Raw genomic sequence first — 26,302 nt, 5'->3', positions numbered from 1 at the left:
TCACCCCCGGATGCTTAATGCAACGTGCCCTAATAGTACGTGTTTTGAACTACCTCTAATACTCAATATCGCTGGAGAAATATTTGAACTGTATGACGGAGATGACAATGATGATAATCGCCAGTACAAACGACTGAGCCGAAGCCAATCCGAACTCATAGAATTTAAATGCCGTTTCATAGATCAGATAAGCGATTGTAGTTGTCGCAAAGTTTGGTCCACCCTGTGTCATCAGATATACCGAGATAAACACCTGGAAGGATGTAATGACACCCGTGACGAGCAGATACAGCGTCGTTGGTTTGAGCAGCGGCCATGTAATCTTGCTGAACTGGGTCCAGCCGCTGGCATGATCAATATCCGCCGCTTCGTACAGCGATTTCGGAATACCACCCATGGCTGCCAGATACAGAATAATGCCCGCTCCGTGCGATCCAAGCCAGTTCATCAGAATGAGGGAAAAGAGTGCCGTTCCCGACTGGCCCAGCCAGATCACCGGATCCAGGCCGAACAGACCGAGGAAACGGTTAAGCAGTCCTGAATCCGTCGGGTCAAAGATCGCCAGCCATACAATGGAGATGGTCACCCCGGAGGCTACCGCAGGCAGATACATGGTAGCTTTGAAAAATGTCTGCCATTTGCTTTTCATTTGATAGATGAAATAGGACAGTACAAATGTAATGAGAATATTGACCGGGACTGTGCCTACGGTGAAGATGACTGTATTTTTAATCGACTTCCAGAATGTCTCATCCTTCACCAAACGCTCATAGTTATCCAATCCAACCCACGTCGAGTTCATAATATTGTATTTCTGGAAGCTCATCACAAGAGCCGTCAGAACGGGATACAGTGTGAAAATGAGAAACAGCAGGACAGGCGCCAAAATAAACAAATACGCCCACCCGTAGTCTCGCCAAAACCGGGCAACCCGGGAAGTCCGGGGCACTGACGATTTTGGCGCAAGGGCGGTCTGCATGGCGAATCCTCCTCTCCTAATCAGTGTGGTTTTACGTTATGTTTGATTGTCCAAGTTATTGTCCAAACATCTGCTGGCCTTTGCTCTTGAAGTCTTCTGCGATCTGCTCCGGTGATTTTTCACCCGAGAACAGCGCCTGAATATTAGGCTTCACAACCTGTTCCTTGAATTGTTTTTGCTGAGATGCTTTGTCGATATCCAGTTCCAGTACAACCGGCATCGCGATATTCTCTGCCATGACTTTTGCAGCAGCCAGATTATCCGGTTGACCAAGCTCTTTTCCTTTAAACAGATCCACCTGGGACTGTCTTACGAATGGAAGCGCCAGTTCATTGGCCGAGTTCCCTGCTTTGGCACCACTAAGCGCCTCCATCACCAGGAACGTATTTTTGGCATGCTGTTCGCCCTTGTCCTTTTTCTGTTTGAAGGCTACATACCCTTCGCCGCCCATCGTTGTGGCCGCAGGTTGATCATCATTATGTGGTACAGGCAACAGGACAAAATCAATCTTCTCTCCCTGCACCTTGCCATCATCGATGTCCTTGTTGCGATTCTGAATCATCACATCATAATAAGGAATCGCTTTGGAAATAATCGCCGTTTCCCCCGCGTAGAACATATCCGTCCGTTTCGCTGGAGCGAGAGCCGCCGTTTCCTTCGGCATATACCCTTGATCCATCAGGTTTTTGATAAAAGAGAGGGTATCCAGAATGCGACCATCATTCCATTGGAACGTGCCGTCTTTATCAAGAACATCGATCATCCCGTTGTTACGAGACAGCATTTCAATGAAGTCAAGCGAAGTTCCGTCGGTAACCAGTGCATATTGCTTGGCCCCGCCATCCAGCGTTTTGGTCAGCTTGGCAGCAGCATCGTTGAATTCGGACCAGGTCCAGCCATTTTGTTGAATGGACTTCCAATCAATGCCCGCTTCCTCCAGAATGCGTTTGTTACCACCCCATGCCCATTGGAATTGATACAACGGTAGTCCGTACTGTTTCCCCTGAATCTGGCCTAAATCAAGCGTACCTGGCAGGTAGTCGTCCTTGATCTCAGGTGTCAGGTAGCTGTCCAGCTCAAGTGCCAATCCCGTATTCACATATGTGCCGTCTACGCTATGAAAGTAAAGATCCGGCGGGTTGCCCGCGTTCAAAGCGACATCGAATTTTTTGGGCCCTTCCGCCCAGGAGAGCATTTCCGTCTTCACGGTAATGTTCGGGTGTTCTTTATTGAAATCAGAGATTAGATCCTTCAGTTCTTCTTCATATGTGCCATGTACAGGATAGGTCCATACCGTTACCGTATCATCGGCATTCGGGTCATCCGAAGCAGCACCTCCGCTATTCCCACAGGCTGTAACCCAGACCATCATCAACAACATTGCCCATACCAGACCCTTCTTTTTCATCCCTTCATCTCCTTTGCATGTCATCATCCGATTCTTTCATTGCCTAACCATGCTACCCCTTTGTGATCGTTCGGCCTTCAAACGCAATCCACCTATACACGCGGCAGTAAGGAAAAGCACCTCCCCTGTAGATTGGGCCTGCTAGTCGCAGGCTAAATCTCTTAAATGCAATATTAACGTCAACTTAATTGACATTAACAGTATTAATTCCTTCCAAAATTGTAGATTGAATTCATTATATGAGTTGTAAAATAAAAATTCAACATTATTTTTTATTATAAAATTTAATTTTACTTTTTCTTTTCATGCAACTATACTATGTAAAAAGAAAACCCAAGCAAGCGAGGTGAGCCACTTTGCGAGTATATGTAGGCGTAGATGGAGGCGGTACCAATACTGATGCAGCAGTCATTTCTGAATCTGGTGAAATTCTCGCCCGACTCAGCGGTGGTCCCACGAATCCTCACAGCGTATCAACTGAACAGGCCATTTCCGAACTGCAACGAGTGCTGGAACAGCTATTTAATCTAATAAGTGATTTATCGACAAATTGTGAGGGTATATGCCTTGGTATGTCAGGTGTAGACACGATCCAAGAACGGCAACTTATAGCCGAAGCAGTAAATAACTATATGAAGATTCGTAATCAACAGGCACCAGAAGACTGTCCAGTCTGGGTTGTATCCGAAGGAGAGATTGCTCTGATGGCCTCTCTTGGACATACGCACGGTGTATTATGCATCTCTGGAACAGGGTCCATCGTGTACGGATTTACGCGGGAAGGAGAGCGATACCGTGCAGGAGGCTGGGGTCATCTGCTCGGAGATGAGGGGAGCGGCTATCGTATTGGGCAGCGTGCACTCCAAGTGGTTATGCAGAGTTATGACGGTGTTCTTCCTCCAACCCGCTTAACCCCTCTTCTTCTAAAGAATCTGAACCTTCGGGATATATCGGAGCTAAAGACGCGAGTGTATCAGACGGATTGGGGCAAAACCGAGACCGCATCCATCGCCCGCCTAGCTATGGAAGCTGCTGAACTCGGAGATGAGGCCGCCCGCGCACTGATCATTGACGAAGCCTCACAATTGGCGGATACCGCCAAGGCGCTGATTGCACGTCATCCCGAATTTGCATCCACTCCGGTTGTCCTGTCCGGATCAATGTTTCGATACGCTACACTTTTCCGAAATACATTTATCCTGAAGTTATCGGGATATTATGGAGAGTTGGACTTTGTATATCGTGAAGATGCCCCCGCTCCAGCGGTTGGCGCAGCACAACTGGCAAGAAAACGCTGTTCCCTGAATGAATCATTTTAAAAGAGAGAAGGAGGCCATACGGATGAATCACATGCTGAATTCACTACTAACAGAACAACCCAATCCACTAACGGATCATATAGATGAATTGCCTTCGGCAGAAATTATGGAGCTCATTAATAAGGAAGATCAACGGATTGCGGAGCTCATTCAGCCCCTCATTCCGGTCATTGCTCAAGCTGCGGATCGGATCTTGGAGGCATTTCAGTCTGGCGGCAGGCTTTTTTATGTAGGCGCAGGTACCAGTGGACGATTAGGAATACTTGACGCTTCGGAATGCCCGCCTACCTACGGAACCCCGCCCTCCATGGTGCAGGGTATTATTGCAGGGGGATTCCGGGCAGTGAAGGACCCGGTTGAAGGTGCTGAAGATAATGAGGAGTTGGGAGCTGCCGACCTTGATGAACATGGCTTAGACAAAAACGATGTTGTGGTTGGCATTGCAGCCAGTGGACGAACGCCGTATGTGCTGGGTGCGATGAGACACGCCAAGGAGATCGGGGCTACGGTGATCAGCCTGAGTAATAATACAGGCACGCCGATGACCCTGTTGGCTGATGTGAGCATTGAGGCTGTTGTCGGCCCAGAGGTTGTCATGGGTTCAACACGTATGAAGGCAGGCAGCGCCCAGAAAATGATTCTGAATATGCTCACCACTACCGCCATGATTCGTCTGGGCAAGGTTTACCGTAATTTCATGGTTGATCTGAACCCTTCGAACGAAAAGCTTGTCCATCGGGCCAAACGCATGATACATCTGGCAACCGGAGCAAATGAAGCGGATATTGAAGAGGCTTTTACCGGTGCAGACGGTCATGTAAAAACGGCAATCGTCATGCTGATGGCAGGTGTGGACGCAACGGAAGCCCAGCACAGGCTTGATCTGGCTGACGGATTTGTCCGCAGCGCCATTGCGGGGCCTTCCTGAGCCGTACAGGGGGTATTATTAGAGGTTGAAAGAGAGGAGCCCAACATTAGTCTGGGCTCTTTTTTTATTTTTTTATTCTAAAAGCGGATATAATCCGTCAAAAAATCCCCTCCTGCATAAACAGAAAGGGATTCATATGGTTTTACTTCACTTGTGCTCCAGAATAGCCTGTCGGCTCTTCTCCAAATACTCCACCGACTGGTTGTAGTCGCGGCTAGCAATCGCCAGATACAAAATGTCGATCACGTTCAGCTGTGCAATGCGTGACGAAGTTGCTCCGCTTCGGATATCACTTTCGGTGGAAGTAATCATCAGGGGCACACCCGCCATACTACTGAGTGTATTGCTGCCCCACTTGGTAATGCTGATTGTCGCTGCACCGCCATCATGAGCATGCTTGAGACAGGAGATTACGTTCGACGTCTCCCCTGAATACGAGATACATACCACCGCATCATCCTCACGAAGCGTCGTTGCGGACGAAATCTGCATATGCGGATCGGCGAACGAAAAGCTTGTGCGATTGATTCGCATGAACTTGTAATGTGCATCCAGCGCAATCAGGTTGGAGGCCCCTACTCCATAGAAAAAGATCCGGTTTGCCTGATGAAGCACGTCCACGGCTTTTTCCACCAGACGTGGGTCCAGAATATGAACCGTATCCTTCACCGACTGAATATTGTTTGCGGACACATGCTGAATAATGCTCTCCATGGAGTCCTGGGGACGAATCTCCGTATATTGATATGGCTCACTCGTCTGCAAATCTCCGGCAATCTTCAGCTTCAGCTCCTGAAAACCCGTTACACCTAGTGATTTGCAGAGACGGATAATGGCAGCTGGGCTACCTCCACTCCGTTCAGACAACTGGGCCACCGAGGATTGAACAGTTTCTTGCGGGTGATCGAGAATATAAGCTCCGATCTTCCGTTCGGACGGGGTCAAGTCATCCATTAATGCGCGTAAACGTACAAGTCCACCTTTCATGCCTTCCATTCGCTCCTCCTTTCCGTACTGCATTCATGTACAAGCATTTTATCTTATAATTCCACTCGCGTCTAATCGAATTCCTCGCCCTTCCATAACTGAACTCATATTAAATTCAGGTCTCACTAAAGTGTGAGATTGCCCGAGATTACGGCGTGTTTTGCGCCGGTTACTGCTGGAAGTGTATTGGTTCTTCCCATAAGTGCCTCATGGCCAAGTAAAGCAAATCCAATGGCTTCCCGAGCATCATCGGGTATACCATGATCTGCCGTTCGCTCCAAACGGATATCCTTCGGTAGTCTCTGACGGATCATCTCCATTAACGTGGCATTGGAAGTGCCACCACCGCACGCGAGCATGGCCGATATTTGCACCTTGGGCAGAATAAAATCTTTCACTGCACGCACGATGGTTTCCGCGGTCAGACAGGTGGCAGTAGCCAGCGTATCTTCAAGAGATAAGGAACGCTTTGCGGCCATCTCCATCAGTCTCACTGCATACGCGGTTCCATATACTTCTCGCCCGGTACTTTTCGGTGGAAGTCTTTTGAAATACTCATCCTCCAAACACAGGTCTACCAGACCCTGATCGACCTTTCCCTGTGCGGCAATACTTCCATTCGGATCATAATGCTGCCGCCCATCCGTTGCCTGCCGCACAATGGCGTCCATCACCATATTCCCTGGTCCCGTATCAAAAGCCGAAATACCTTCGGTAGATGACTCGGAGGGAAGCACCGTCACATTGCCAATACCACCGATATTCTGCACCAGCCGTCCTTCCGTCGGGCTACGGAACATCAGAGCATCCGCATAAGGCGTAAGCGGGGCACCTTCCCCACCAGCGGCCATATCCCTTGCCCGCAGGTTGCCAATCACTGGCAGTCCTGTCCGTTCTCGAACGACAGCACATTCACCGATCTGCAATGTCGATACCACATCAATACTTGCTCCCGTTGGCCCTGGAAATGCAGATGCTACAGGAGCATGCCATACCGTCTGCCCATGCATGCTAATCATATCCACCTGCTGCGTTGAGATACCAGCAGACTGCATCAGTTCCGTAACGCTATGCGCATACCACTCCGATACACCAAAATGCGCGGCTGTCAGCTCGTCGACACGCGCCGTCCTCGGTGAACATAACCGGATCAGTAGGTCTCTCAATCCATTCGAATACGGCACACAGACGAAATCAACCAGCTCGATCTGCTGTAATGCCCCGCTCATATCGGTTTGAATACGCACCAGTGCCGCGTCAGTTCCATCAAGTGACGTTCCTGACATTAGTCCGATGACCAGATGCTCCTGCTTCAAACGATACTTCTCCCACATCGGATAGCTGCCTGTATCCATCCACTTCCAACCTCCTGCAAGACCCGATGAACACGTCATCCTGCCATAATTTCACCCAGTATATGATATTAAATTTCACAAGTCAAACATTATATGAAATTTAATTACATCATTGAAAATAAAAGAGAGATATTCATCCCATTTGCGATCACACATCATGTTTTCTTCCATCAATTGATAATTAGATATCAGAAGAGAAACATTTTTACATTTTTACCGTTTATAATATGTAGGGATATTTTGGTATTAAGAAAATGATCTAATATTAGTCGAGGTGCATAATGAAGAAAACCATTTTACTACTGTTTTTGAGTCTGTTCTTACTCGTTTTGCTCCCTAATCAGGGAAATGCCGCTGCAAGCACGTCGAAAATCTTTATGGATGGAGAGGAATTAGTCCTCCCAAGTGATGTACAGGTGACGATTATCAATAAAAACGTGATGATCCCGATTCGTGTCGTTGCCGAAAATTTGAAATTCAAAGTCGATTGGAACCAACAAGCACGCACTGTAAAAATTCAGCAAGATCAACAGACGATTTCCCTAACCGTCGATCAAAAGCAAGCCATGGTTGCTGACAAACAAGTCAATTTGAACACAGCACCGCAGATTTTGAATAAAACGCTGGTGGTTCCCATTCGGTTTGTCAGTGAACAGATGGGGCTTAAGGTGAGATGGAACAATCAAGATAAGATCGTATACTTAACGAACACTAGTAAGGAACCTGCTATTGAACCAGGAAATAGTCCTGGAAAAGGGGATTCAAGCTCTACCGCTCAGGTTACCGATATCCAATTTGCCAATAATCAGCTCGTTTTATCCACCGATGGGGCCGTTCAGCCGGTAGTAACAACCCTCAAGTACCCTGATCGTCTGGTTGTGGACTTGCCTGGAGCCACCTTTGGTGATATCTCCCAGCCGCTGGATCAAGGACTCAATGGCAAGTTGGATGTGAGCGGTTATCCCAATGTGACAGAAGTGAGATATTCACTGTTCAAACGAGAACCGGCACAAGTTCGCATTGTCGTAGAATTGAATAATGTGAAGGATGTCCAGTACAGCCAGAACATCATTGCCGATAAACTGATTATTGATCTGAATGTTGCGGGAGACAATGTCACACCTGCTCCAGTCACTCCAGTAGGCGATTCAGGACGCAAGGTTGTGGTCATCGATCCAGGACACGGTGGCAGTGACCCGGGGACGATCAGCATCACGAACAAACCCGAAAAAGAATACAACCTGGCATTGGCTCACAAAGTACAAGCCCTGTTGCTCAATGAACCTAATATCGAATTGGTGATGACTCGTGAAGGTGATACCTATCCGACCCGTCCTGAGCGTGTTCAGCTCGCCAATCAATTAAATGCAGATGTATTTGTATCTATCCATGGCAATAGTGTGAAGTCCGCCCCCCAAGCCACAGGTACAGAGACATATTATTATCAACGCAGTAACAGCAAGGAATTAGCTACTATCATTCATCAACGTTTGGTGAAAGCCATGGGTCTCAGAGATCGTGGTGTGAAGAATGGCAACTTGGAAGTAATCCGAGACACGACCATGCCTGCAGTGCTTTTGGAAGTGGGATTCTTGAGTAATGTACTCGATGAAGAACTGATGTCGTCCGAAGTTGTTCAGATGAAAGCCGCTCAAGCGATAGCCGATGGAATCAAGGAGTATTTGGGCCTATAAATTATCAAATAAATCAAATGAAGGAAGTGATTCTTTGAATAAGAAGTTAGGTTGTGCACTTATATTATCATGCTTGATCCTTATCGGAGTTGGATGTGCACAGAAGCCAGTGAGCCAATCCGGTTCAAATGAACCTGCTGTTCAGGGAGGACAGACGCAGTCACCAAACCCATCCGAAACGGAGGTGGATCTGGGCACAATGAATACACAAGTCGTCGATGTATATTTGGCAGACTCTCAGGTACTTGAGCTTGAGAAAACAGAGCAGGAAATTGAATACAAGGATGATTCCGAAAAATATGAAAAAACATTTGCAGCGTTGCAAACGAACACCGATTCGGAGCTTGTTTCCCTCTGGGAGCAGGTGGAATTGCTCTCTATCCAATATGTTGAGGGTACAGTGACTTTGGATGTTCATATCCCCGCTGAAGCCAATCTCGGTACCAGTGGAGAATTGCTCGCATTGGAAGCTTTAACTACAACGATGTTTCAATTTGATGAAGTGAACAGCCTGGATATACTGGTGGATGGTGAAGCCGTTGATAGTTTGATGGGTCATGCCGAACTGGACCACCCCATTCATCGTGAACCCTAAATGATCAGACAACAATGGAAAAAGAACGTCCCCAGGGACGTTCCAATCTGACGCATCAATTCGATTCATGCACAATTCACACATATAGCTCGTCACCAGCAGACAGTGAATGTATAACTGTTCCCAGTGACGGGCTATTTCTGAGCAAACCTTCTTTTAATCTGTCCGTCTCTGCCCGGTCACCATGCACAAGGACCGTGTGCCTTGCTGGAACCTGATGCAGCATCCGTTCAACATCCTTCCAGCCCTGATGCACTTTATAACGTATTTTCCGTACTTCACATGCTCCATACTTGTCAGGAACCTGTAGCAGCTTATCAGCAAATGTACCATGAGCAACATGCCCGGTGAGCAGAATCAGATTCTCCTCCCTGTCCGATAATTGACTATAATACCAACGGGCAAGCGAGGACTGCATCATGCCGTCCGGAATGAACCATAGCGAAGCAGCATGATGTTCCAACAGTTGTTCCCGCTCTTGGGTGGTCGTAGGCAGATCCCATCCTCGTCCAGTCAGAAAGCCAACAATTTTGTCTTTCAACGAACTTCCGATGACATGCTCTCCCTTCTCCCTCAACCAATACGGAACATGCATAAGCTGCTTCATGCCGTCTACCAGCCCTTGTTCTACTACGATTGGGATAGCCGGGAATTGTTGCTGTGCCCACAGTATGATCTCCTGTCCACGCCCTACGACAGGCATAGGTAAGAGCACCTTTCCACCTTGAGCAATCGTCTGGCGAATGGCTCGTTCAAGCTGTTCCAGTTTGTCGGCCTGTGTATCCTGGTCCGTACCGTAGGCCGCATCAACGATCGCCAGATCTACCAGCCCGACGGAAGATATTGGCGCAGCGTCTGCTACGTTTACTCTGCCTGCTCTGACTGTTCCATCTGCTCCATTGGATGTGAAATTTCTCTGCTTCATGGGTATCTCCATGGATACAAGTGTTCTTGACGACGCTTCTGATGCAACAGATGTCTGATCTGGTGACGTTATGATTTCTCCAGCCTTTTGCCCACAGTTTATAGCGATTAGTTCCTCCGTACTCCACTGTTCGCTGCTCGGAGCATCGAACACCGGATTCTCACGAAGCATGCTTGTCTGCCAGAACGCCTCCGCTGGACAATCCTCCTGTAAAAGCATCGATTCGGACGTGTAGTCCCCGGAATAAAAAATCCGCTTACCTTCCATTTCAACCCCAAACCACACCGATCCGGCCAGATGTCCACTGCGTCCCCACATCACTTTTACTTCAGGAATGGGTTCGAACCAGGTTTGGGATACAACCTCATCCTCCAGATACCGATAACGAATAGCTTGCTCATCTGCTTCATCATAAGGAAGTTCTTCCCCTACACGCTCTACAAACCTACGCCAGTTGGCAAAATACGTACGCAGCTGCGCCCTCGTCTCCCTCGTCGTCCACACTTCACCCTGGTAGCCCAACTTATACAGTAAAGGGATAGCGACCGAATGGTCCTCATGGGCGTGGGACAAGAGGACCGCATCCAGTTGCGGGACAATCTCCGGGTCAATCAGCGGATATTCGCCCGTGCCTTCTTTTTTCACACCACAATCCAGCAAAAGGCGAACATTGCTCCCGCTCAGGAGATAGGCGGAACGTCCATGTTCCCCTGCACCGCCCCATACGTTCAGTTTGATCATGATGCATTCCACTTTCTCTTTGAATTCAGCAGTTCAATTCCAAGCAGCATCAGCACCGTCATACCTACAGTCACAACGGCCATCGCCATTCCCAGTGATACCTGACCTTGTTCAAACTGGGCAAAAATATACGTAGCCGACGTCTGCATCGACGGCGGAAGAATCAATAACGAACCTACCAGCTCCCGGGTAGCAATCGTAAAGGTCATCATCCAACCCGCCAGCATGCCGGGCAGGATCAGCGGGATCAGGATTCGCCGCAGAATATACAGTGGCTTCCCGCCAAACACTTGCCCAGCTTGGAACAATGTTCCGTCAATCTGGGTAAAGCTCGATTTTACATACTGCACCGTGTAAGGCAAGAAGAGCACAACGTACGTGAGCACAACCATGCCGTAGGTGTTATACAACGTAACTGGCATCCAGGGTGAGTTCCAGAACAGAATCAGACCCACGACCATCACGATACCCGGCACCGTATTAGGCAACAGACTGAACAAGTCAATCACACGCTGCATGAATGAAGATGATCTGCCGATCGCCAGCGCAAATCCAGTTCCGATAATAACAGCAACGGTTGAAGCCGCGAGGGATAATCCCAGACTGTTCCCGATGGCCTTCATGCTCACCGATCCCCAAGATAACAGCTCTTTGTAATGATCCAAGGTCAGATTATCAAATGCAATTCCCGATCCCCGTAACTTCATGGTCGAAGCGGCGATGATGGAGAAATACGGGATACCTATCGACAGGATCAACAGAATCGCAAGATACACCCCGCATAACCATCCTGCTCCGCCACGAAGAGAATATCGCTTCGAACGTTGCCCTTTGCCACCAACCAGACGATACGTGAACTTTCGACTCATCGCAGACTGCATATACCACATCACCAGACAGACGGACAACAGCACCGATGCCAGCGAAGTCGCCTTACCGAAGTCAATCGGCCAACTGGAGATGTACTTATGAATTTCGGAGGTCATGACATAATAGCCAATCTTGCGCCCGAAGGTTGCCGGTGTTCCGAATTCCGCAATCGTTTTGACAAAGACCAGCATGATCCCCATGCCGTAGGACGACAACAATAAGGGTAAAATAATACGTCTGAAACGGTATCCTGCACGTGCACCGTGCACGGCTCCCGCTTCTTCGAGATTGCCACCGATGCGGATCAACGCATCTCGAAGCAGCAGATACAGGAACGGGAACAGGTGCAAGCTCATGATGAGCACCATGCCCCAGAAGCTGAAGAACAGCTCACTCCAACCCGCAGATGAGGGCACCCATTGCTGCAGATATCCCCCTTTTTGCATAAACAGAATCCAGCCCATCGATCCGATATACGGCGGAGTCATGAACGGAATCATCAGGATTACATCGACCCAGCGATGCTCACCCATCCGAGTCTTCGCCATCATCCAGGCCAGCGGCAGCGCCAGCAGCGTGGTTACCGCTACAACGCAGATGCCAAGCCAGACGGAGTTCAGCAATACACCTGATAGATGATGACCTGTAATCGTGCGAATCGGAGCCATCCAGTCCCATTGTCCATCCGGATACACACTTTGCCAGAAGATCAGCAAGAGCGGCACGCCAATACTTATGGTCAGCAGAAAGAGGGCCAGAATCACGCCCACTCTCCGAAAAATTCGGTTGTTGTCCATTCCAACAGGTTTCACTACGTTCACCTCACATGACTTTCCACAGACAGCAGGTATTCCTTTTGCCTAATTGTCTCTATACTTGTTCTTCTTACTTAAAAGTCTCGGAAAAACGCGCCGCTGTCTCTTCGCCATGTTCGCTCATCCAGTTCCAATCCACTTTAAGTTGTGGAATATCCTTCACATTGGCACGGTTAGTCGCTTCAATGTCTTCGCGGCCCGGAATCAGATAAGCATCTGCAACAAGCTTCTGTGCTTCATCGGACAACAGGTAGTCAATGAACGCTTTGGCGTTCTCTACATTTGGACTGGATTTCAGAATCGCTGCCGGTCTTGGGCTGATTACCGTGCCTTCCTCAGGATATACGATATCCAGTGGTTCGCCTTTTGCCTTGGAGGAATACGCCATGTAGTCCACACCTGCTGCTACGATGCTTTTGGCACCCGTAATGACTGGATCAAGTGCTTCCTGATTGGCGCCTGCCATCGCTACACCATTGGCTTTATAGGCACTCAGCAGATCCCATCCTTTTTCACCATTCGCACTCAGGTAGCCTGTGATGAAGTCGAGTGCTGAACCTGATAATGTAGGGTCGGGAATGTTTACTGCATCTTTCCACGCAGGCGTAGCCAGCTCTGCCCAACTTGTTGGTGGTGTAGATACCAGTTTGGTGTTATACACAATGCCCAGTGCGGAAGCACTGCTGCTAAAATAGTTGCCCTCTGCATCCGACCAGTCCTTGTTCAACTTGTCTGCATTGGCTGCGTTCGGGTAAGGCATAGTCAGTCCATCCGCTTTCAGAGCCTGTGCTGAAGGTAAAGAGGCCAGGATTACAACGTCTGCAACCGGATTGGATTTCTCAGCTTCCATACGAGCCAGAATTTTGCCTGTCGTTCCCTGGAACATCTCAACTTCGATCCCTGTTTTGTCTGTAAATCCGCTCACGATGTTATCCGCCAGCTTCTGTGGGCCAGCACTGTACAAGACCAACTTGCCACCAGCCGGTTTCGTTGTTTCCGCCGCTGCTGCCGTGTTTCCTTCGCCCGCGGGTTGTGCCGCGTTGCCTGTGGTCGAGTTCCCTGTACTACATCCGAACAAACTGATACTCATTACCGCTGTTAATAACAGCATTGCGCTCTTTTTCCGTGTTTTCATACCCAACATATTCGTCCATCTCCCCTGGTTTCTTATAAAATGTGTACTTCTGCTTCCAACTGCGTGCTCGTTCAACAATTTAATATGCCACTGCGATCGCTTCATTCTGCTTCATACTCGGGTGGTCATAACCGTCCATTCGGCATATCCGCTCAGGGGTTACATAGAGCTGCACACGCTCCCCTACGCGCACCCTTTGGTTCATATAGGCTGTCCACACGCCAAGCCCTTCCATCTGCACTCGTACTTCATAACGTTCACCTACATAGCTGACACTAAGTACCGTCCCCGGATAACACAGATCGTCATGACCTGTTTTGTTCCAGGTGACATGCTCTGGACGCACCATCGATTGATTAGGCGTGAGCCAGTTGGACTTTCCGATAAACGAAGCGACATACGGATCACTTGGCGCCGAGTAGATCGTTTCCGGGCTTCCCTTTTGCAATATCCGCCCCTTCTGCATCACCACAATCTCATCCGACATCGACATCGCTTCAATCTGATCATGTGTGACGTACAGCGCAGTCAATCCCATGTCCCGAACCAGTGACATCATCTCAATCCGCATCTCTTCCCGGAGTACAGCATCCAGTGCGCTCAGTGGTTCATCGAACAGGATCACACCAGGTCTGACCGCTACGGCTCTGGCAAAAGCAACCCGTTGCTGCTGTCCACCAGACAGCTGATGAGGATATCGATCTTCCATCCCTTGCAGGCGAACCATGCCAAGGGCTTCATTCACCTTTTGCCGCAGATCAGATTTCTGTTTTCCGGCCTTCAGGCCAAAAGCTACATTTTCGTATACGGTCATATGCGGCCATAATGCAAAATCCTGAAACACCATGCCCAGATTACGCTTGTGTGTTGGTATGTCAATCCGCTTCGCCGCAGAGTAGATACACTGACCATCTGCCCGAATCTCCCCCGCGTCCGGCTGTTCCAGCCCGGCCAACATGCGAAGCAGTGTTGTTTTGCCACAGCCCGATGGGCCGAGCAGGGTCGTGAACTTTCCATGCTCCAGCTTTAGATCTGTCGGCAGCAGTGCGGGTGTTTGATTAAATGATTTTTGAATTCCTGTCATCTCTAATTTCATAAGCATCCCTGCCTGTCTTCTGTTACTTGATCTCTTGCACTGTTCTCAGTCTAACGTCCGCTTTCGCGAGTTGTATGTCTTGTATGTAAAATTGGAATTAACTTTTTAGATGAATTCTGTTGATGTTCATAGATTAAATCTATAGTAGGTGAACTAAATTAATTTTCATGTTGTCGCTTCGATTACAGCACCATCTTCCGATCGCTGTTATCCCCAGATTTCTTATATTCCCTTTATGAAGGGAGAAATCCGGGGATAAAGGCGAAGCTTATGCTTCCGAAGCAGCTTTCTTCCAGAAAGCTTTTGGCTTCGCTTCTTCAGATTGGTTCTGTACTCTCCGTCTTTATGAAAAACATTAGATCATCTTATATATTGGGGCTAGTAGAAGTGAGAGGAGTGTCGGGACATTGAATCTGATCAAATTGCAAATTGTTGAACTGATCGACAAGCATCATCACATGACAAGCGTGGCCGAGTTACTGGGGATCAAACAACCTACCGTTACATTTCATATGAAGTCATTGGAGGAAGAGATGGGTGTACGATTATTCGAATCACGCAGTGGAAAGACCTTTCTAACGGAGGCCGGACAAGCTCTGCTCCATTATTCCGTCAAAATCAATGCTCTGACCCAAGAGGCACGACGGGTCGTAAAGGAATATGACAGTCTCTATCGGGGCACCCTCCACATTGGAGCAAGCTATGTACCGGCTACATATTTACTGCCCACCATACTCAATACCTTTTCTCAGGAATTCCCGGGCATCCGTATCGTCTTATCCGTCAAACCATCACCTGTTATTCGCGAGATGTTAATTCGACATCAGATTGATCTAGGAGTGATCTCTTCCGAGCCATTTGTTGGACCCGCCCTGCAAGCTGAGACGCTGTGTGAAGACGACTTAGTATTGATCTGTTCTCCGCAGCATGGGTTGGCCCAGAAGGATACATTAACACCTGATCATATCGCGCAGATTCCTTTTGCCTTACATGGCAATGAATCCAGTACTCGTCGGTTAACCAATCAATGGCTTGCGCAACATGATATTCGTTTGCGGAGTACCGTGGAGATGGATTCCCTGGAAGCGATCAAACAGCTGGTGTTAATCGGGGGGCATGTCTCATTCATGTCTCGGATGGCAGTACAGTGGGAGGAACAGCACGGGCTCATTCAAGTTCTTCCCATTCCGGGAGAGCAGGCACCACGCCATATATACACCGTACATAACAAGGACCGCCACCCTTCCGTTCAGGTAAACCGCTTCAAAGAAGTGCTGCGAGAGGTGAGTCACGGCTTCCCCATTTTCCATGGCTGATTGCCCTGATCCGCTATAAACTATCGTTTGCCATTCATCAAATCTATGCAGGGTTAACGCAATGTGCGCTTCCCTTTAATCGCTTTCATATATTCGGGCGATAAAGTGGGATCTGTACGTTAATCCAGATTAGGAGAGTGATTGGTTTTGAAAAAGTGGAAAAAGGTAACCGCCTCATTGATGCTGAGCATCGTAACATTGGGAAGTGGAATGACATTTCTGGGAGCACCCCAGGCTTCAGCTGCTGCCAATGCCGTTCCTGCTTATGAAGTAAAGTTTCTGGCCAAGCCGGAACTTGTATTGAATACAGATGGGACACCACGCAGTGAAGTGATCCAGACACTCGGCCTAAATTCCACGCCAAGAAATATTAACGTAGAGTACTTCGACACCAATGCTCTCGGATTGGATCAACAAGGATGGAACGTTCGTTTTCGCAAAAAGGATGATAAAAATAACTACGAATTGACTTATAAAAAACGCTACCCTGTGATCAATGGCGATATCAACGCAGCGCTGACTCTGGCTAACCAAGAGGGATTTGACAAATCAGATGATAACTACGAGGCTGAAATTGATTGGGGATACGGCAAACAGACGCTGAGCTTCTCCAACACCAAAAAAGTCGATACCAAAGCGACAGGAGTCCAACTTCCTTCCCAGCAAGAAGCCTTGAACATGTTACTGGACAAGCTTCCGGGCAAATTGAAAAACTGGTCTGCCTCCAACTGGGGCAAGCAGCAATTGACTCAATCCCGTGCATATGGTCCAATCACATTCCAACGATATGAAGGTACATGGAGTGGTCAAGAGCTTACACTCGAAGTATGGCCGATCCGTGACGCAGCAGGTACAGGTATTGAGAATATCGTAGAGGTTTCTTTCAAAACCGATGATGCTGTAGCCGTATCCGGACTGCGTACCCAACTGTTGCAATTACTGGAGAACAACAACTGGCTGATTCCGGCTGATGGCTTGAAAACACAGACGATTCTGGAAAGATACTAATCGCAAGCTCTAATTAAAAAGACAAGTTCCTCTTCCTGCGGACATCGTAGGAGAGGGGCTTGTCTTTTTTTGCGTAGTGAATTAAATGATCTGTTATTTAAGTAATTCTACGATTAACATCAGTTAAGATTTTCACTAATTATTTTCTCAACGGTTTGCATGATAGTAACTATGTAATGGCTATTTTCCAACTCGGTAACCTATTTCAATTCAAGTTATAGTGGAAAGTTACGCGGTTCAATGATCAGAATTCGCTATTTCATTTTCATATTATCATATGGACTTCTTATTTGAATGACAATATGCGATAATTGATAATTATTCTCAAATACATCATATGTAATATTACTATCGCAAGTTAAGGAGGGATTCTGGTGACTTTGCAAGTCTTTCCACTGATATCTAACGGTGACCATACCCGTGACCTATATGCAAGATTCAAGACATCCGAAGTTCTAGATCAAGCGTCTTTTCTTCCCCCATTCGTATTAACGGACTCACATCTTCTGCTCATCTGTACTGGTGGTGAAGCCGATATTCGTATTGGGCACAGGCTGAATCATGCCACACTCGGCAAGATGTATCTGATCCTGCCAGGAACAGCGATAGAATATACAACGGATGAGGTTCATCCTTTACAGGGCATCGCGATATATTTTGATATGTTGAAGCCTCTCTCCGATATCAATAAAGCTACTTCCGGCTCTACTGTAAGGGAGATTTACCAAAAAGGGTTACTTCGTTCGTCTTATGCCGATGAGTTACCGCATGAACTTTTTCAGGAATGTACCAAAATTGCTTCACAGCTCCATGAGTGTATCTCTGTACCTCAAGAAAATCGTCCATTTCGCATTCAGACTTTGATGCATGAATTGTTGACCCATGTGTATGCTCCTCCCAAAGAAAGTGCAATAGGAGATTCCGAACATACCTCTGCTTTGGATCAAACGCTTGAACTTATTGAGCTTGGATATGCTGAGCATCTTTCTCGTGAAGTTCTTGCCGGAGTGGCAGGCATGAGTGTGTGGCACTATTCGCGGGTATTCAAAAACCGCACTGGCATCAGTCCCATGGAATACGTGAATAGCATCCGCATGGACCGGGCCAAAGAGATGCTGCTCGTCCCCGGCCAAACCATCAAACATATCGCCTCACAGGTTGGTTTTCAGGACGAGTTTTACTTTAGTCGCAAATTCAAAAAATATGTTGGCGTGTCTCCCTCCACCTATCAGCGGCAGAAACGCAGCAAAATTGCGGCTCTCTCCTTCGGAACCACTGGCCATCTGCTGGCATTACAGATCATCCCCCATGCGGCATTGATCGATAACCGACGGGATCAACACAGGAATCTTTTTTTCTCCAATATCCCTTATCATCTGGGGCGTAGCAAACGAATGAATCCTCATATCTGGCAAACCAACGTTGAGTTGTTGATGCAAGCGAGCCCTGACCTCATACTCTGTAATGAGTACGAAGCCCATACGTTAAAAAGAACGCTACAGCGAATTGCGCCTACCATCGTTATCCCATGGAAAGGATTGAGCTGGCGGGAACACTTCATACAAGTTGCCTCCATTGTGGGACAGCAACAAGATGCTCAGCAATGGTTGGAGCAGTACGATGACAAGGTAATCCAAGCCAAAGAGCAGCTTACTCATTTAATCGGTAAGGATACGGTCTCCATTATTCATATCATGATGGGTCATCTGTTAATCTACGGGCGACGCAATGGGGGCGCTGTTCTATATAACGACCTGGGCGTGGCGCCTTCACATGATCTGCTTCCAGGGCAAGTCTATCGTGCATTGGATGAACAGGAGTTGCCTCAAATGGTTGGAGATCGCATGTTACTGATTGTGGACCAGGACTCAGAATCCCAGCAACGTTGGCATAAACTACAACATACTCAGCAATGGCAAGATTTGATGCCTGTGCAGAACCAACATGTATATCTGCTAGATGAAATGCCGTGGTTGGATTATTCACCATATGCTCATGATCAGATCATCGATGAAACCCTGAAACTTTTTGGTGGAACTCAGCACATTAATCCATGACCGGATAGCACAGAAGGCTATGTCTCCCCCAACATGAGACCGCTACAATATAAAGTGTACTGAGAATCAATATCATTAGAAACACAGGGGGATTATGATGTACAAACAGCAATATGTCAAAATAACGGGGATCCTGTTCATACTCGCGATGTTACTTGTTGCGTGTGGACAGACACCTGCAAGCACTTCGCAGCCATCTGCAGATGGCGTAAAATCAGCTGCGGGGACAGATGGGGACTCATCCACTGAATCAGCTACTAAGACCGTGGAGAGCGCCAGTGGCAGCAAAGAAATCCCGGCACATCCTGAACGGATTGTGTCCATTAATATGGAGGATATTCTCCTCTCCTTGGAGGTACCACTGGTACTTGCTACACCTATTGGCCGGCAAGATTATCTGAATGAGCAACTTGAAGCTCAAGGCGTGGATGTCGAACCCATCAATGAAAGTGTCAATTTTGAAGCTGTAGTCAGCGCCAATCCGGACCTCATTATTGCCAATGCCAGTTTGGATGCCAAAATTCTCGAACAACTCGAGAAGATCGCGCCTACGATCACTTATGATCGCCGTAATTGGCAGGAATCTATCGTGCAGGTAGCTACTGCACTAGATATTGAAGAGCAGGCTGAACAGCTTTTACAAAAAAATAAAGACCAAGTAACTGAAGCTCAGAAGCTCGCAGCCGATATCACCAAGACCAAACCTACAGCTGCATTCCTGCGCCTGGAAGAGAAGGATATGCGTTTGTTCTTCTCTTCCATTCCATCCACGCCATTTCCAGCTTCCAGTTATGTAGGAGCGGGTTATGAGGTTGGATTCACTCCCGACGCTCTCGTTACCAAACTTGAGGCAGAGAACCCGGATCGGATGAATGCCAGTATCTCGGTAGAACTTTTGCCTGAAATCAAAGCAGACTATCTGTTTATCGTGTCCATTAGCTCAGATGGGTCAGCTGAAGCGTTGCAAAAAACAAAAGATGAACTCAATGAAATCCAGCAACTCCAAGTATGGAAAAGCCTACCCGCTGTTCAAAATGGTCATGTCTATGTCCTCAATGCTAAGAAATGGCTCATTGACGGCCCTATTGCCGAATCGCTCAAACGTAATGAAATGCTCGAAGTTCTTGGACTACCTGCTCCATAATAGTAAACATACCGTCTGTTTCATCCACAGCAAACAAAAGGAGATTCACCGGATTTTCGGTGGATCTCCTTTATATTTAATATTCCAAATGGCCTCATTCAGTCCTGTTTTATGAAAAATCATTCTACATGCTTAACAGCTAAATGTATTTCATGTACACCTTTCTCATCCTGCAATTAATTAGGGATAGGTAATCATCAAATCATATATAACTGTCCGGCTTTTAATATATTTTGAAATTTTGGGCTGTTTCAATCCCAAGCGCACTCTGGATAAACGTATTAGCCACTTTCTCTACAGGTACAGGATTAAATCCAATAAAGAAATCCTTATATTTCTCCGCCGACTCTACAAACAGATTAGGACTAACTGAGTTCAAACGAATACCTCTTGGCAACTCATACGCTGCCGCTTTGGCAAACGAATCAATAGCCCCATTGACCATAGCACTTGATGCGCCTTTCTCAATAGGGTGGTCTTGTATAATGCCACTGACCAGCGTGAAACTTCCCTTGTCGTTAATATAGTGCTGTCCAATCAATACGATATTGACCTGTCCAAGCAGTTTACCCTGCACACTAATCATATTGTTCTCAGGTGTCAATTCTTCCAGTTTCGCATAATGGGTCTGGCCCGCCGCCACAATGACGTAATCAATATTTCTCACCGTTTCGAAGAGGATAGTAATACTCTCTGTCGACGTCATATCCACCTGAACATCCCCGGATTGTCTACCTGCTGTAATAACCTCAACGGAATAATCTCTCAGTTTCGCAACAACGGCTTTACCTAATGTTCCGTTTCCACCAATGACCAGAGCTCTTTTCATTACTGTTTGTCCTCCTTTATAAATAAATACGGTTAATCAGATACGAATTGTTCTATTTATTTAAACAAAGATTCCATCCTTAATCAAATGACAATTGACCCTATTTTAAATAAATTACACTTATTCTTTTTAACACAAAAAAAGCCTTTACTATAAGCAAAGGCTCTTCTATATGTTACTCGGAAGCGGGTGATGGGAATCGAACCCACGCTATTAGCTTGGAAGGCTAAAGTTCTACCATTGAACTACACCCGCAAATAAAAAAAATCGGGATGACACGATTTGAACATGCGACCCCCTGGTCCCAAACCAGGTGCTCTACCAAGCTGAGCTACATCCCGATACTTATGAGAATAATGGCGCGCCCTGAGAGATTCGAACTCCCGGCCTTTTGATTCGTAGTCAAACGCTCTATCCAGCTGAGCTAAGGGCGCAAATATTGGAGCGGAAGACGGGAATCGAACCCGCGACCCTCGCCTTGGCAAGGCGATGCTCTACCGCTGAGCCACTTCCGCAAAACATATGGTGCGGTCGAGAGGACTCGAACCTCCACGGGGGTTAGCCCACACGGACCTGAACCGTGCGCGTCTGCCAATTCCGCCACGACCGCAAAATATAATGGTGAGTCATGAAGGGCTCGAACCTTCGACACCCTGATTAAAAGTCAGGTGCTCTACCAACTGAGCTAATGACTCGTAATGAAATGGCTGGGGATATAGGATTTGAACCTATGCATGACGGAGTCAAAGTCCGTTGCCTTACCGCTTGGCTAATCCCCATTAAAAAATCATGGGGCGATCGAGGGGAATTGAACCCCCGAATGCCGGATCCACAAACCGGTGCGTTAACCACTTCGCCACGACCGCCATAGAGTAAGCCATTCATCCACTAAGAGAATCTTAGTATTAACAATTTCACTTGTAATATACATTCTATCACAAATTCAGATGTAAATACTAAAAATGGTGCCGGCGAGAGGACTTGAACCCCCAACCTACTGATTACAAGTCAGTTGCTCTACCAGTTGAGCTACACCGGCACGGTGTATATTTAATTAAAAAATGGCGGAACCGACGGGATTCGAACCCGCGATCTCCTGCGTGACAGGCAGGCATGTTAGGCCAACTACACCACGGTTCCAGATCACTTTCTCAAGGAAAGTATAATTGCGGGGGCAGGATTTGAACCTGCGGCCTTCGGGTTATGAGCCCGACGAGCTACCGGGCTGCTCCACCCCGCGTCGTTATAAAGTTATATGGTGGAGGCTGAGGGGATCGAACCCCCGACCCTCTGCTTGTAAGGCAGATGCTCTCCCAGCTGAGCTAAGCCTCCATATTATGACCCGTAGGGGATTCGAACCCCTGTTACCTCCGTGAAAGGGAGGTGTCTTAACCCCTTGACCAACGGGCCTTGCTAAAAAATATCTGGCGGAGAGAGAGGGATTCGAACCCTCGAGACGCTTGTGACGCCTACACGATTTCCAATCGTGCTCCTTCGGCCAGCTCGGACACCTCTCCATATGGCTCCCCGAACAGGGCTCGAACCTGTGACAACTCGATTAACAGTCGAGTGCTCTACCAACTGAGCTATCAGGGAATGGTGGAGCCAAGCGGGATCGAACCGCTGACCTCCTGCTTGCAAGGCAGGCGCTCTCCCAGCTGAGCTATGGCCCCATACACTGTGTATTTCTTGTTGTGGTCTTGCTATGGGCCCTGGTGGACTCGAACCACCGGCCTCACCCTTATCAGAGGTGCGCTCTAACCAACTGAGCTAAGGGCCCTAATATATATCCCTTATTCCTTAGCAAGGGGGGCAAAAAAAATACCCCAAAGGGAAATCGCTTGGCGGCGTCCTACTCTCCCAGGACCCTGCGGTCCAAGTACCATCGGCGCTAGAGGGCTTAACGGTCGTGTTCGGGATGGGTACGTGTGGAACCCCTCCGCCATCGCCACCAAACGCATAGCTTAGCTTACATTCAGAGATCATTCTCTGAAAACTAGATTCGAAACGAAACATGCGAATTATCACTTGCTATTGGATAAGCCCTCGACCGATTAGTACTGGTCAGCTCCATGCATTGCTGCACTTCCACCCCCAGCCTATCTACCTCGTCGTCTTCAAGGGGTCTTACATACTGGGAAATCTCATCTTGAGGGGGGCTTCACGCTTAGATGCTTTCAGCGTTTATCCCGTCCGTACATAGCTACCCAGCGGTGCTCCTGGCGGAACAACTGGTACACCAGCGGTACGTCCATCCCGGTCCTCTCGTACTAAGGACAGCTCCTCTCAAATTTCCTACGCCCACGACAGATAGGGACCGAACTGTCTCACGACGTTCTGAACCCAGCTCGCGTACCGCTTTAATGGGCGAACAGCCCAACCCTTGGGACCTACTTCAGCCCCAGGATGCGATGAGCCGACATCGAGGTGCCAAACCTCCCCGTCGATGTGGACTCTTGGGGGAGATAAGCCTGTTATCCCCAGGGTAGCTTTTATCCGTTGAGCGATGGCCCTTCCATGCGGTACCACCGGATCACTAAGCCCGACTTTCGTCCCTGCTCGACTTGTAGGTCTCGCAGTCAAGCTCCCTTATGCCTTTGCACTCTTCGAATGATTTCCAACCATTCTGAGGGAACCTTTGGGCGCCTCCGTTACTCTTTAGGAGGCGACCGCCCCAGTCAAACTGCCCACCTGACACTGTCCCCGCACCGGATTACGGTACCAGGTTAGAACCTAGATACGATCAGGGTGGTATCCCAACGTTGCCTCCACGCAAGCTGGCGCTCACGTTTCAAAGGCTCCCACCTATCCTGTACAGATCGTACCCAAATTCAATATCAAGCTGCAGTAAAGCTCCATGGGGTCTTTCCGTCTTGTCGCGGGTAACCTGCATCTTCACAGGTATTAAAATTTCACCGGATCTCTCGTTGAGACAGCGCCCAAGTCGTTACGCCATTCGTGCGGGTCAGAATTTACCTGACAAGGAATTTCGCTACCTTAGGACCGTTATAGTTACGGCCGCCGTTTACTGGGGCTTCGGTTCACAGCTTCGGATTGCTCCTAACCACTCCCCTTAACCTTCCAGCACCGGGCAGGCGTCAGCCCGTATACTTCGCCTTACGGCTTCGCACAGACCTGTGTTTTTGCTAAACAGTCGCTTGGGCCTTTTCACTGCGGCCCCCTCGTGCTATTCACACTACCGGGGCACCCCTTCTCCCGAAGTTACGGGGTCATTTTGCCGAGTTCCTTAACGAGAGTTCTTCCGCGCGCCTTAGAATACTCTTCTCGCCTACCTGTGTCGGTTTGCGGTACGGGCACCTTCACCTGGCTAGAGGCTTTTCTTGGCAGTGTGAGATCATGACCTTCGCTACTACAATTTTCGCTCCCCATCACAGCTCAGCCTTACAATGTGCGGATTTGCCTACACATCAGCCTTACTGCTTAGACGGACATCCATCAGTCCGCGTCACTACCCTACTGCGTCCCCCCATTGCTCATAACGGCTTACGGTGGTACAGGAATTTCGACCTGTTGTCCTTCGACTACGCCTTTCGGCCTCGCCTTAGGTCCCGACTTACCCTGAGCGGACGAGCCTTCCTCAGGAACCCTTAGGCTTTCGGCGGATCAGATTCTCACTGATCTTTTCGTTACTCATACCGGCATTCTCACTTGTATAATGTCCAGCGCTCCTTACGGTACACCTTCAACCCTTATACAACGCTCCCCTACCCCTGATGCAAAGCATCAAGCCATAGCTTCGGTGGTGTGTTTAGCCCCGTTACATTTTCGGCGCAGAGTCACTCGACCAGTGAGCTATTACGCACTCTTTCAATGATGGCTGCTTCTAAGCCAACATCCTGGTTGTCTGTGCAACTCCACATCCTTTCCCACTTAACACACACTTGGGGACCTTAGCTGATGGTCTGGGCTGTTTCCCTTTTGACAATGGATCTTAGCACTCACTGTCTGACTCCCGGAAGTAAGTCTATGGCATTCGGAGTTTGACTGAGCTTGGTAACCCTTGCGGGCCCCGCACCCAATCAGTGCTCTACCTCCACGACTCTGTTTTCCGAGGCTAGCCCTAAAGCTATTTCGGGGAGAACCAGCTATCTCCGAGTTCGATTGGAATTTCTCCGCTACCCCCACCTCATCCCCGCATTTTTCAACATGCGTGGGTTCGGGCCTCCAGTGCGTGTTACCGCACCTTCACCCTGGACAGGGGTAGATCACCCGGTTTCGGGTCTACGTCCACGTACTCATTCGCCCTATTCAGACTCGCTTTCGCTGCGGCTCCGGCTCTTCACCTTAACCTTGCACGGGAACGTAACTCGCCGGTTCATTCTACAAAAGGCACGCCATCACCCCTAAAACGGGCTCTGACTTTTTGTAAGCACACGGTTTCAGGTTCTATTTCACTCCCCTTCCGGGGTGCTTTTCACCTTTCCCTCACGGTACTGCTTCACTATCGGTCGCTAGGAAGTATTTAGCCTTGGCAGATGGTCCTGCCGGATTCATACGGGGTTTCACGTGCCCCGCACTACTCGGGATCCGTCTCGGAGGGAACAGACTTTCAACTACAGGGCTTTTACCTTCTTTGGCGGGCCTTTCCAGACCTCTTCGCTTAACCGGTTCCTTTGTAACTCCATGTGAGACGTCCCACAACCCCAAAGAGCAAGCTCTTTGGTTTGGGCTTCTCCGCGTTCGCTCGCCGCTACTGACGGAATCACTATTGTTTTCTCTTCCTCAGGGTACTTAGATGTTTCAGTTCCCCTGGTATGCCTCTGCATAACCTATGTATTCAGTTATGAGTAACTGGAAATTACCCCAGCTGGGTTTCCCCATTCGGACACCCCCGGATCAAAGCTTGCTTACAGCTCCCCGAGGCAGTTTCGTTGTTCGCCACGTCCTTCATCGGCTCCTAGCGCCTAGGCATCCTCCGTGTGCTCTTAGTAGCTTAACCATTTTGTTCCGGTTTCGGTCGCTCGCTTCCCTTGTTTTGCTTGCGCAAAGCCAAAAGTCGCTCTCACCCGATACCCTCACAAAAGCAATTTGACTACCGTTTTTATTGAAACTTGTTTAACACAAGTTCAGCTAAAAAGGA

The 26,302-nt window shown here is 48.4% G+C and carries 17 protein-coding genes, 17 tRNA genes and 2 rRNA genes; 8 read left to right on the top strand and 28 right to left on the bottom strand.

Annotated features, from left to right (window positions below):
- Positions 1-55: 55 nt before the first annotated feature.
- Together V6668_RS01830 and V6668_RS01825 are read right to left on the bottom strand one after the other, a co-directional pair.
- Positions 56-979 (bottom strand): carbohydrate ABC transporter permease, encoded by a 924-nt coding sequence (locus V6668_RS01830; protein WP_036616502.1) that lies wholly within the window; start codon positions 977-979, stop codon positions 56-58.
- A gap of 55 nt (positions 980-1,034) precedes the next feature.
- On the bottom strand, positions 1,035-2,387 hold the full coding sequence (locus tag V6668_RS01825; protein ID WP_338707572.1) for an ABC transporter substrate-binding protein: 1,353 nt from the start codon (positions 2,385-2,387) through the stop codon (positions 1,035-1,037).
- 356 nt (positions 2,388-2,743) lie between these two features.
- Here V6668_RS01825 and V6668_RS01820 point away from each other — a divergent pair, with 356 nt between their 5' ends.
- Positions 2,744-3,706 carry an N-acetylglucosamine kinase gene (locus tag V6668_RS01820; RefSeq protein ID WP_338707570.1) on the top strand — a complete coding sequence of 321 codons (963 nt, stop codon included), beginning with the start codon at positions 2,744-2,746 and terminating at the stop codon, positions 3,704-3,706.
- A gap of 22 nt (positions 3,707-3,728) precedes the next feature.
- Positions 3,729-4,634, top strand: a complete 906-nt coding sequence (gene murQ, locus V6668_RS01815) for an N-acetylmuramic acid 6-phosphate etherase (protein ID WP_338707568.1) — start codon at positions 3,729-3,731, stop codon at positions 4,632-4,634.
- A gap of 147 nt (positions 4,635-4,781) precedes the next feature.
- On the opposite strand, the gene V6668_RS01810 is transcribed toward murQ, so the two are convergent.
- Positions 4,782-5,621, bottom strand: a complete 840-nt coding sequence (locus tag V6668_RS01810; protein WP_338708880.1) for a MurR/RpiR family transcriptional regulator — start codon at positions 5,619-5,621, stop codon at positions 4,782-4,784.
- A 125-nt stretch (positions 5,622-5,746) separates the two neighbouring features.
- Complete coding sequence (locus V6668_RS01805) at positions 5,747-6,976, bottom strand: anhydro-N-acetylmuramic acid kinase (protein WP_338707567.1); 1,230 nt, start codon at positions 6,974-6,976, stop codon at positions 5,747-5,749.
- Between the two features lie 281 nt (positions 6,977-7,257).
- Here V6668_RS01805 and V6668_RS01800 point away from each other — a divergent pair, with 281 nt between their 5' ends.
- Together V6668_RS01800 and V6668_RS01795 are read left to right on the top strand one after the other, a co-directional pair.
- Positions 7,258-8,670, top strand: a complete 1,413-nt coding sequence (locus V6668_RS01800) for an N-acetylmuramoyl-L-alanine amidase family protein (RefSeq protein ID WP_338707566.1) — start codon at positions 7,258-7,260, stop codon at positions 8,668-8,670.
- A gap of 34 nt (positions 8,671-8,704) precedes the next feature.
- The gene (locus V6668_RS01795; RefSeq protein WP_338707565.1) at positions 8,705-9,265 is read left to right on the top strand and encodes a GerMN domain-containing protein; all 561 of its coding nucleotides are present in this window, start codon (positions 8,705-8,707) and stop codon (positions 9,263-9,265) included.
- 76 nt (positions 9,266-9,341) lie between these two features.
- Here V6668_RS01795 and V6668_RS01790 read toward each other — a convergent pair whose 3' ends face one another.
- The 4 genes from V6668_RS01790 to V6668_RS01775 all read right to left on the bottom strand — a co-directional run bounded on the left by V6668_RS01790 (position 9,342) and on the right by V6668_RS01775 (position 14,847).
- Entirely contained in the window at positions 9,342-10,931 is a 1,590-nt protein-coding gene (locus tag V6668_RS01790) for an MBL fold metallo-hydrolase (RefSeq protein WP_338707564.1), read from the bottom strand.
- Positions 10,928-12,598, bottom strand: a complete 1,671-nt coding sequence (locus V6668_RS01785) for an ABC transporter permease (protein WP_076319625.1) — start codon at positions 12,596-12,598, stop codon at positions 10,928-10,930. Before V6668_RS01785 ends, V6668_RS01790 begins: the two co-directional genes overlap by 4 nt.
- 88 nt (positions 12,599-12,686) lie before the next feature.
- Positions 12,687-13,760 (bottom strand): ABC transporter substrate-binding protein, encoded by a 1,074-nt coding sequence (locus V6668_RS01780; protein ID WP_076319605.1) that lies wholly within the window; start codon positions 13,758-13,760, stop codon positions 12,687-12,689.
- A 70-nt stretch (positions 13,761-13,830) separates the two neighbouring features.
- Complete coding sequence (locus tag V6668_RS01775; RefSeq protein WP_076319626.1) at positions 13,831-14,847, bottom strand: ABC transporter ATP-binding protein; 1,017 nt, start codon at positions 14,845-14,847, stop codon at positions 13,831-13,833.
- A gap of 407 nt (positions 14,848-15,254) precedes the next feature.
- Between V6668_RS01775 and V6668_RS01770 the strand changes: the two genes are divergently transcribed.
- From V6668_RS01770 to V6668_RS01755, 4 genes are all read left to right on the top strand, one after another.
- Entirely contained in the window at positions 15,255-16,163 is a 909-nt protein-coding gene (locus V6668_RS01770; protein ID WP_036672999.1) for a LysR family transcriptional regulator, read from the top strand.
- Positions 16,164-16,310: 147 nt separating this feature from the next.
- Positions 16,311-17,171 carry a hypothetical protein gene (locus V6668_RS01765; RefSeq protein WP_076319606.1) on the top strand — a complete coding sequence of 287 codons (861 nt, stop codon included), beginning with the start codon at positions 16,311-16,313 and terminating at the stop codon, positions 17,169-17,171.
- Between the two features lie 374 nt (positions 17,172-17,545).
- On the top strand, positions 17,546-19,228 hold the full coding sequence (locus V6668_RS01760) for an AraC family transcriptional regulator (protein ID WP_338707563.1): 1,683 nt from the start codon (positions 17,546-17,548) through the stop codon (positions 19,226-19,228).
- Positions 19,229-19,322: 94 nt separating this feature from the next.
- A complete protein-coding gene (locus V6668_RS01755) occupies positions 19,323-20,372 on the top strand; it encodes an ABC transporter substrate-binding protein (protein ID WP_338707562.1) in 1,050 nt (349 codons plus the stop codon).
- A gap of 223 nt (positions 20,373-20,595) precedes the next feature.
- Here V6668_RS01755 and V6668_RS01750 read toward each other — a convergent pair whose 3' ends face one another.
- From V6668_RS01750 to V6668_RS01655, 20 genes are all read right to left on the bottom strand, one after another.
- Positions 20,596-21,201, bottom strand: coding sequence for a short chain dehydrogenase (locus tag V6668_RS01750; RefSeq protein ID WP_338707561.1), 606 nt, complete (start codon positions 21,199-21,201; stop codon positions 20,596-20,598).
- A gap of 184 nt (positions 21,202-21,385) precedes the next feature.
- A tRNA-Gly gene (locus tag V6668_RS01745) sits at positions 21,386-21,456 on the bottom strand.
- Positions 21,457-21,468: 12 nt separating this feature from the next.
- Positions 21,469-21,542, bottom strand: a tRNA-Pro gene (locus V6668_RS01740).
- Positions 21,543-21,558: 16 nt separating this feature from the next.
- Positions 21,559-21,635: transfer RNA gene (locus tag V6668_RS01735), tRNA-Arg, on the bottom strand.
- A 6-nt stretch (positions 21,636-21,641) separates the two neighbouring features.
- Positions 21,642-21,716, bottom strand: a tRNA-Gly gene (locus V6668_RS01730).
- A gap of 8 nt (positions 21,717-21,724) precedes the next feature.
- Positions 21,725-21,811, bottom strand: a tRNA-Leu gene (locus V6668_RS01725).
- A gap of 9 nt (positions 21,812-21,820) precedes the next feature.
- Positions 21,821-21,896 (bottom strand) — tRNA-Lys (locus V6668_RS01720).
- Between the two features lie 9 nt (positions 21,897-21,905).
- Positions 21,906-21,980 (bottom strand) — tRNA-Gln (locus V6668_RS01715).
- Positions 21,981-21,991: 11 nt separating this feature from the next.
- Positions 21,992-22,067, bottom strand: a tRNA-His gene (locus V6668_RS01710).
- A gap of 97 nt (positions 22,068-22,164) precedes the next feature.
- Positions 22,165-22,240, bottom strand: a tRNA-Thr gene (locus V6668_RS01705).
- A gap of 23 nt (positions 22,241-22,263) precedes the next feature.
- Positions 22,264-22,341, bottom strand: a tRNA-Asp gene (locus V6668_RS01700).
- Between the two features lie 26 nt (positions 22,342-22,367).
- Positions 22,368-22,441: transfer RNA gene (locus V6668_RS01695), tRNA-Met, on the bottom strand.
- 16 nt (positions 22,442-22,457) lie between these two features.
- A tRNA-Val gene (locus V6668_RS01690) sits at positions 22,458-22,533 on the bottom strand.
- A 6-nt stretch (positions 22,534-22,539) separates the two neighbouring features.
- Positions 22,540-22,611 (bottom strand) — tRNA-Glu (locus tag V6668_RS01685).
- A gap of 15 nt (positions 22,612-22,626) precedes the next feature.
- Positions 22,627-22,718, bottom strand: a tRNA-Ser gene (locus tag V6668_RS01680).
- A gap of 3 nt (positions 22,719-22,721) precedes the next feature.
- Positions 22,722-22,797 (bottom strand) — tRNA-Asn (locus V6668_RS01675).
- A 1-nt stretch (position 22,798) separates the two neighbouring features.
- A tRNA-Ala gene (locus tag V6668_RS01670) sits at positions 22,799-22,874 on the bottom strand.
- Positions 22,875-22,907: 33 nt separating this feature from the next.
- Positions 22,908-22,981 (bottom strand) — tRNA-Ile (locus V6668_RS01665).
- Between the two features lie 59 nt (positions 22,982-23,040).
- Positions 23,041-23,157: ribosomal RNA gene (rrf, locus tag V6668_RS01660) — 5S ribosomal RNA — on the bottom strand.
- Positions 23,158-23,235: 78 nt separating this feature from the next.
- Positions 23,236-26,161: ribosomal RNA gene (locus tag V6668_RS01655) — 23S ribosomal RNA — on the bottom strand.
- Between the last annotated feature and the right edge of the window lie 141 nt (positions 26,162-26,302).

Source organism: Paenibacillus amylolyticus (genome assembly GCF_036894225.1).
Classification (GTDB): Bacteria; Bacillota; Bacilli; order Paenibacillales; family Paenibacillaceae; genus Paenibacillus; species Paenibacillus amylolyticus.
This window is presented reverse-complemented; position numbering and strand designations above follow the sequence as displayed.

Bases quoted from the DNA above. Each gene is read 5' to 3' on its own strand.
- V6668_RS01830 (WP_036616502.1), bottom strand. From the start codon at position 979: ATGCAGACCGCCCTTGCGCCAAAATCGTCAGTGCCCCGGACTTCCCGG.
- V6668_RS01825 (WP_338707572.1), bottom strand. From the start codon at position 2,387: ATGAAAAAGAAGGGTCTGGTATGGGCAATGTTGTTGATGATGGTCTGG.
- murQ (WP_338707568.1), top strand. From the start codon at position 3,729: ATGAATCACATGCTGAATTCACTACTAACAGAACAACCCAATCCACTA.
- V6668_RS01810 (WP_338708880.1), bottom strand. From the start codon at position 5,621: ATGAAAGGTGGACTTGTACGTTTACGCGCATTAATGGATGACTTGACC.
- V6668_RS01805 (WP_338707567.1), bottom strand. From the start codon at position 6,976: ATGGATACAGGCAGCTATCCGATGTGGGAGAAGTATCGTTTGAAGCAG.
- V6668_RS01800 (WP_338707566.1), top strand. From the start codon at position 7,258: ATGAAGAAAACCATTTTACTACTGTTTTTGAGTCTGTTCTTACTCGTT.
- V6668_RS01790 (WP_338707564.1), bottom strand. From the start codon at position 10,931: ATGATCAAACTGAACGTATGGGGCGGTGCAGGGGAACATGGACGTTCC.
- V6668_RS01785 (WP_076319625.1), bottom strand. From the start codon at position 12,598: ATGGACAACAACCGAATTTTTCGGAGAGTGGGCGTGATTCTGGCCCTC.
- V6668_RS01780 (WP_076319605.1), bottom strand. From the start codon at position 13,760: ATGTTGGGTATGAAAACACGGAAAAAGAGCGCAATGCTGTTATTAACA.
- V6668_RS01775 (WP_076319626.1), bottom strand. From the start codon at position 14,847: ATGAAATTAGAGATGACAGGAATTCAAAAATCATTTAATCAAACACCC.
- V6668_RS01755 (WP_338707562.1), top strand. From the start codon at position 19,323: ATGATGTACAAACAGCAATATGTCAAAATAACGGGGATCCTGTTCATA.
- V6668_RS01750 (WP_338707561.1), bottom strand. From the start codon at position 21,201: ATGAAAAGAGCTCTGGTCATTGGTGGAAACGGAACATTAGGTAAAGCC.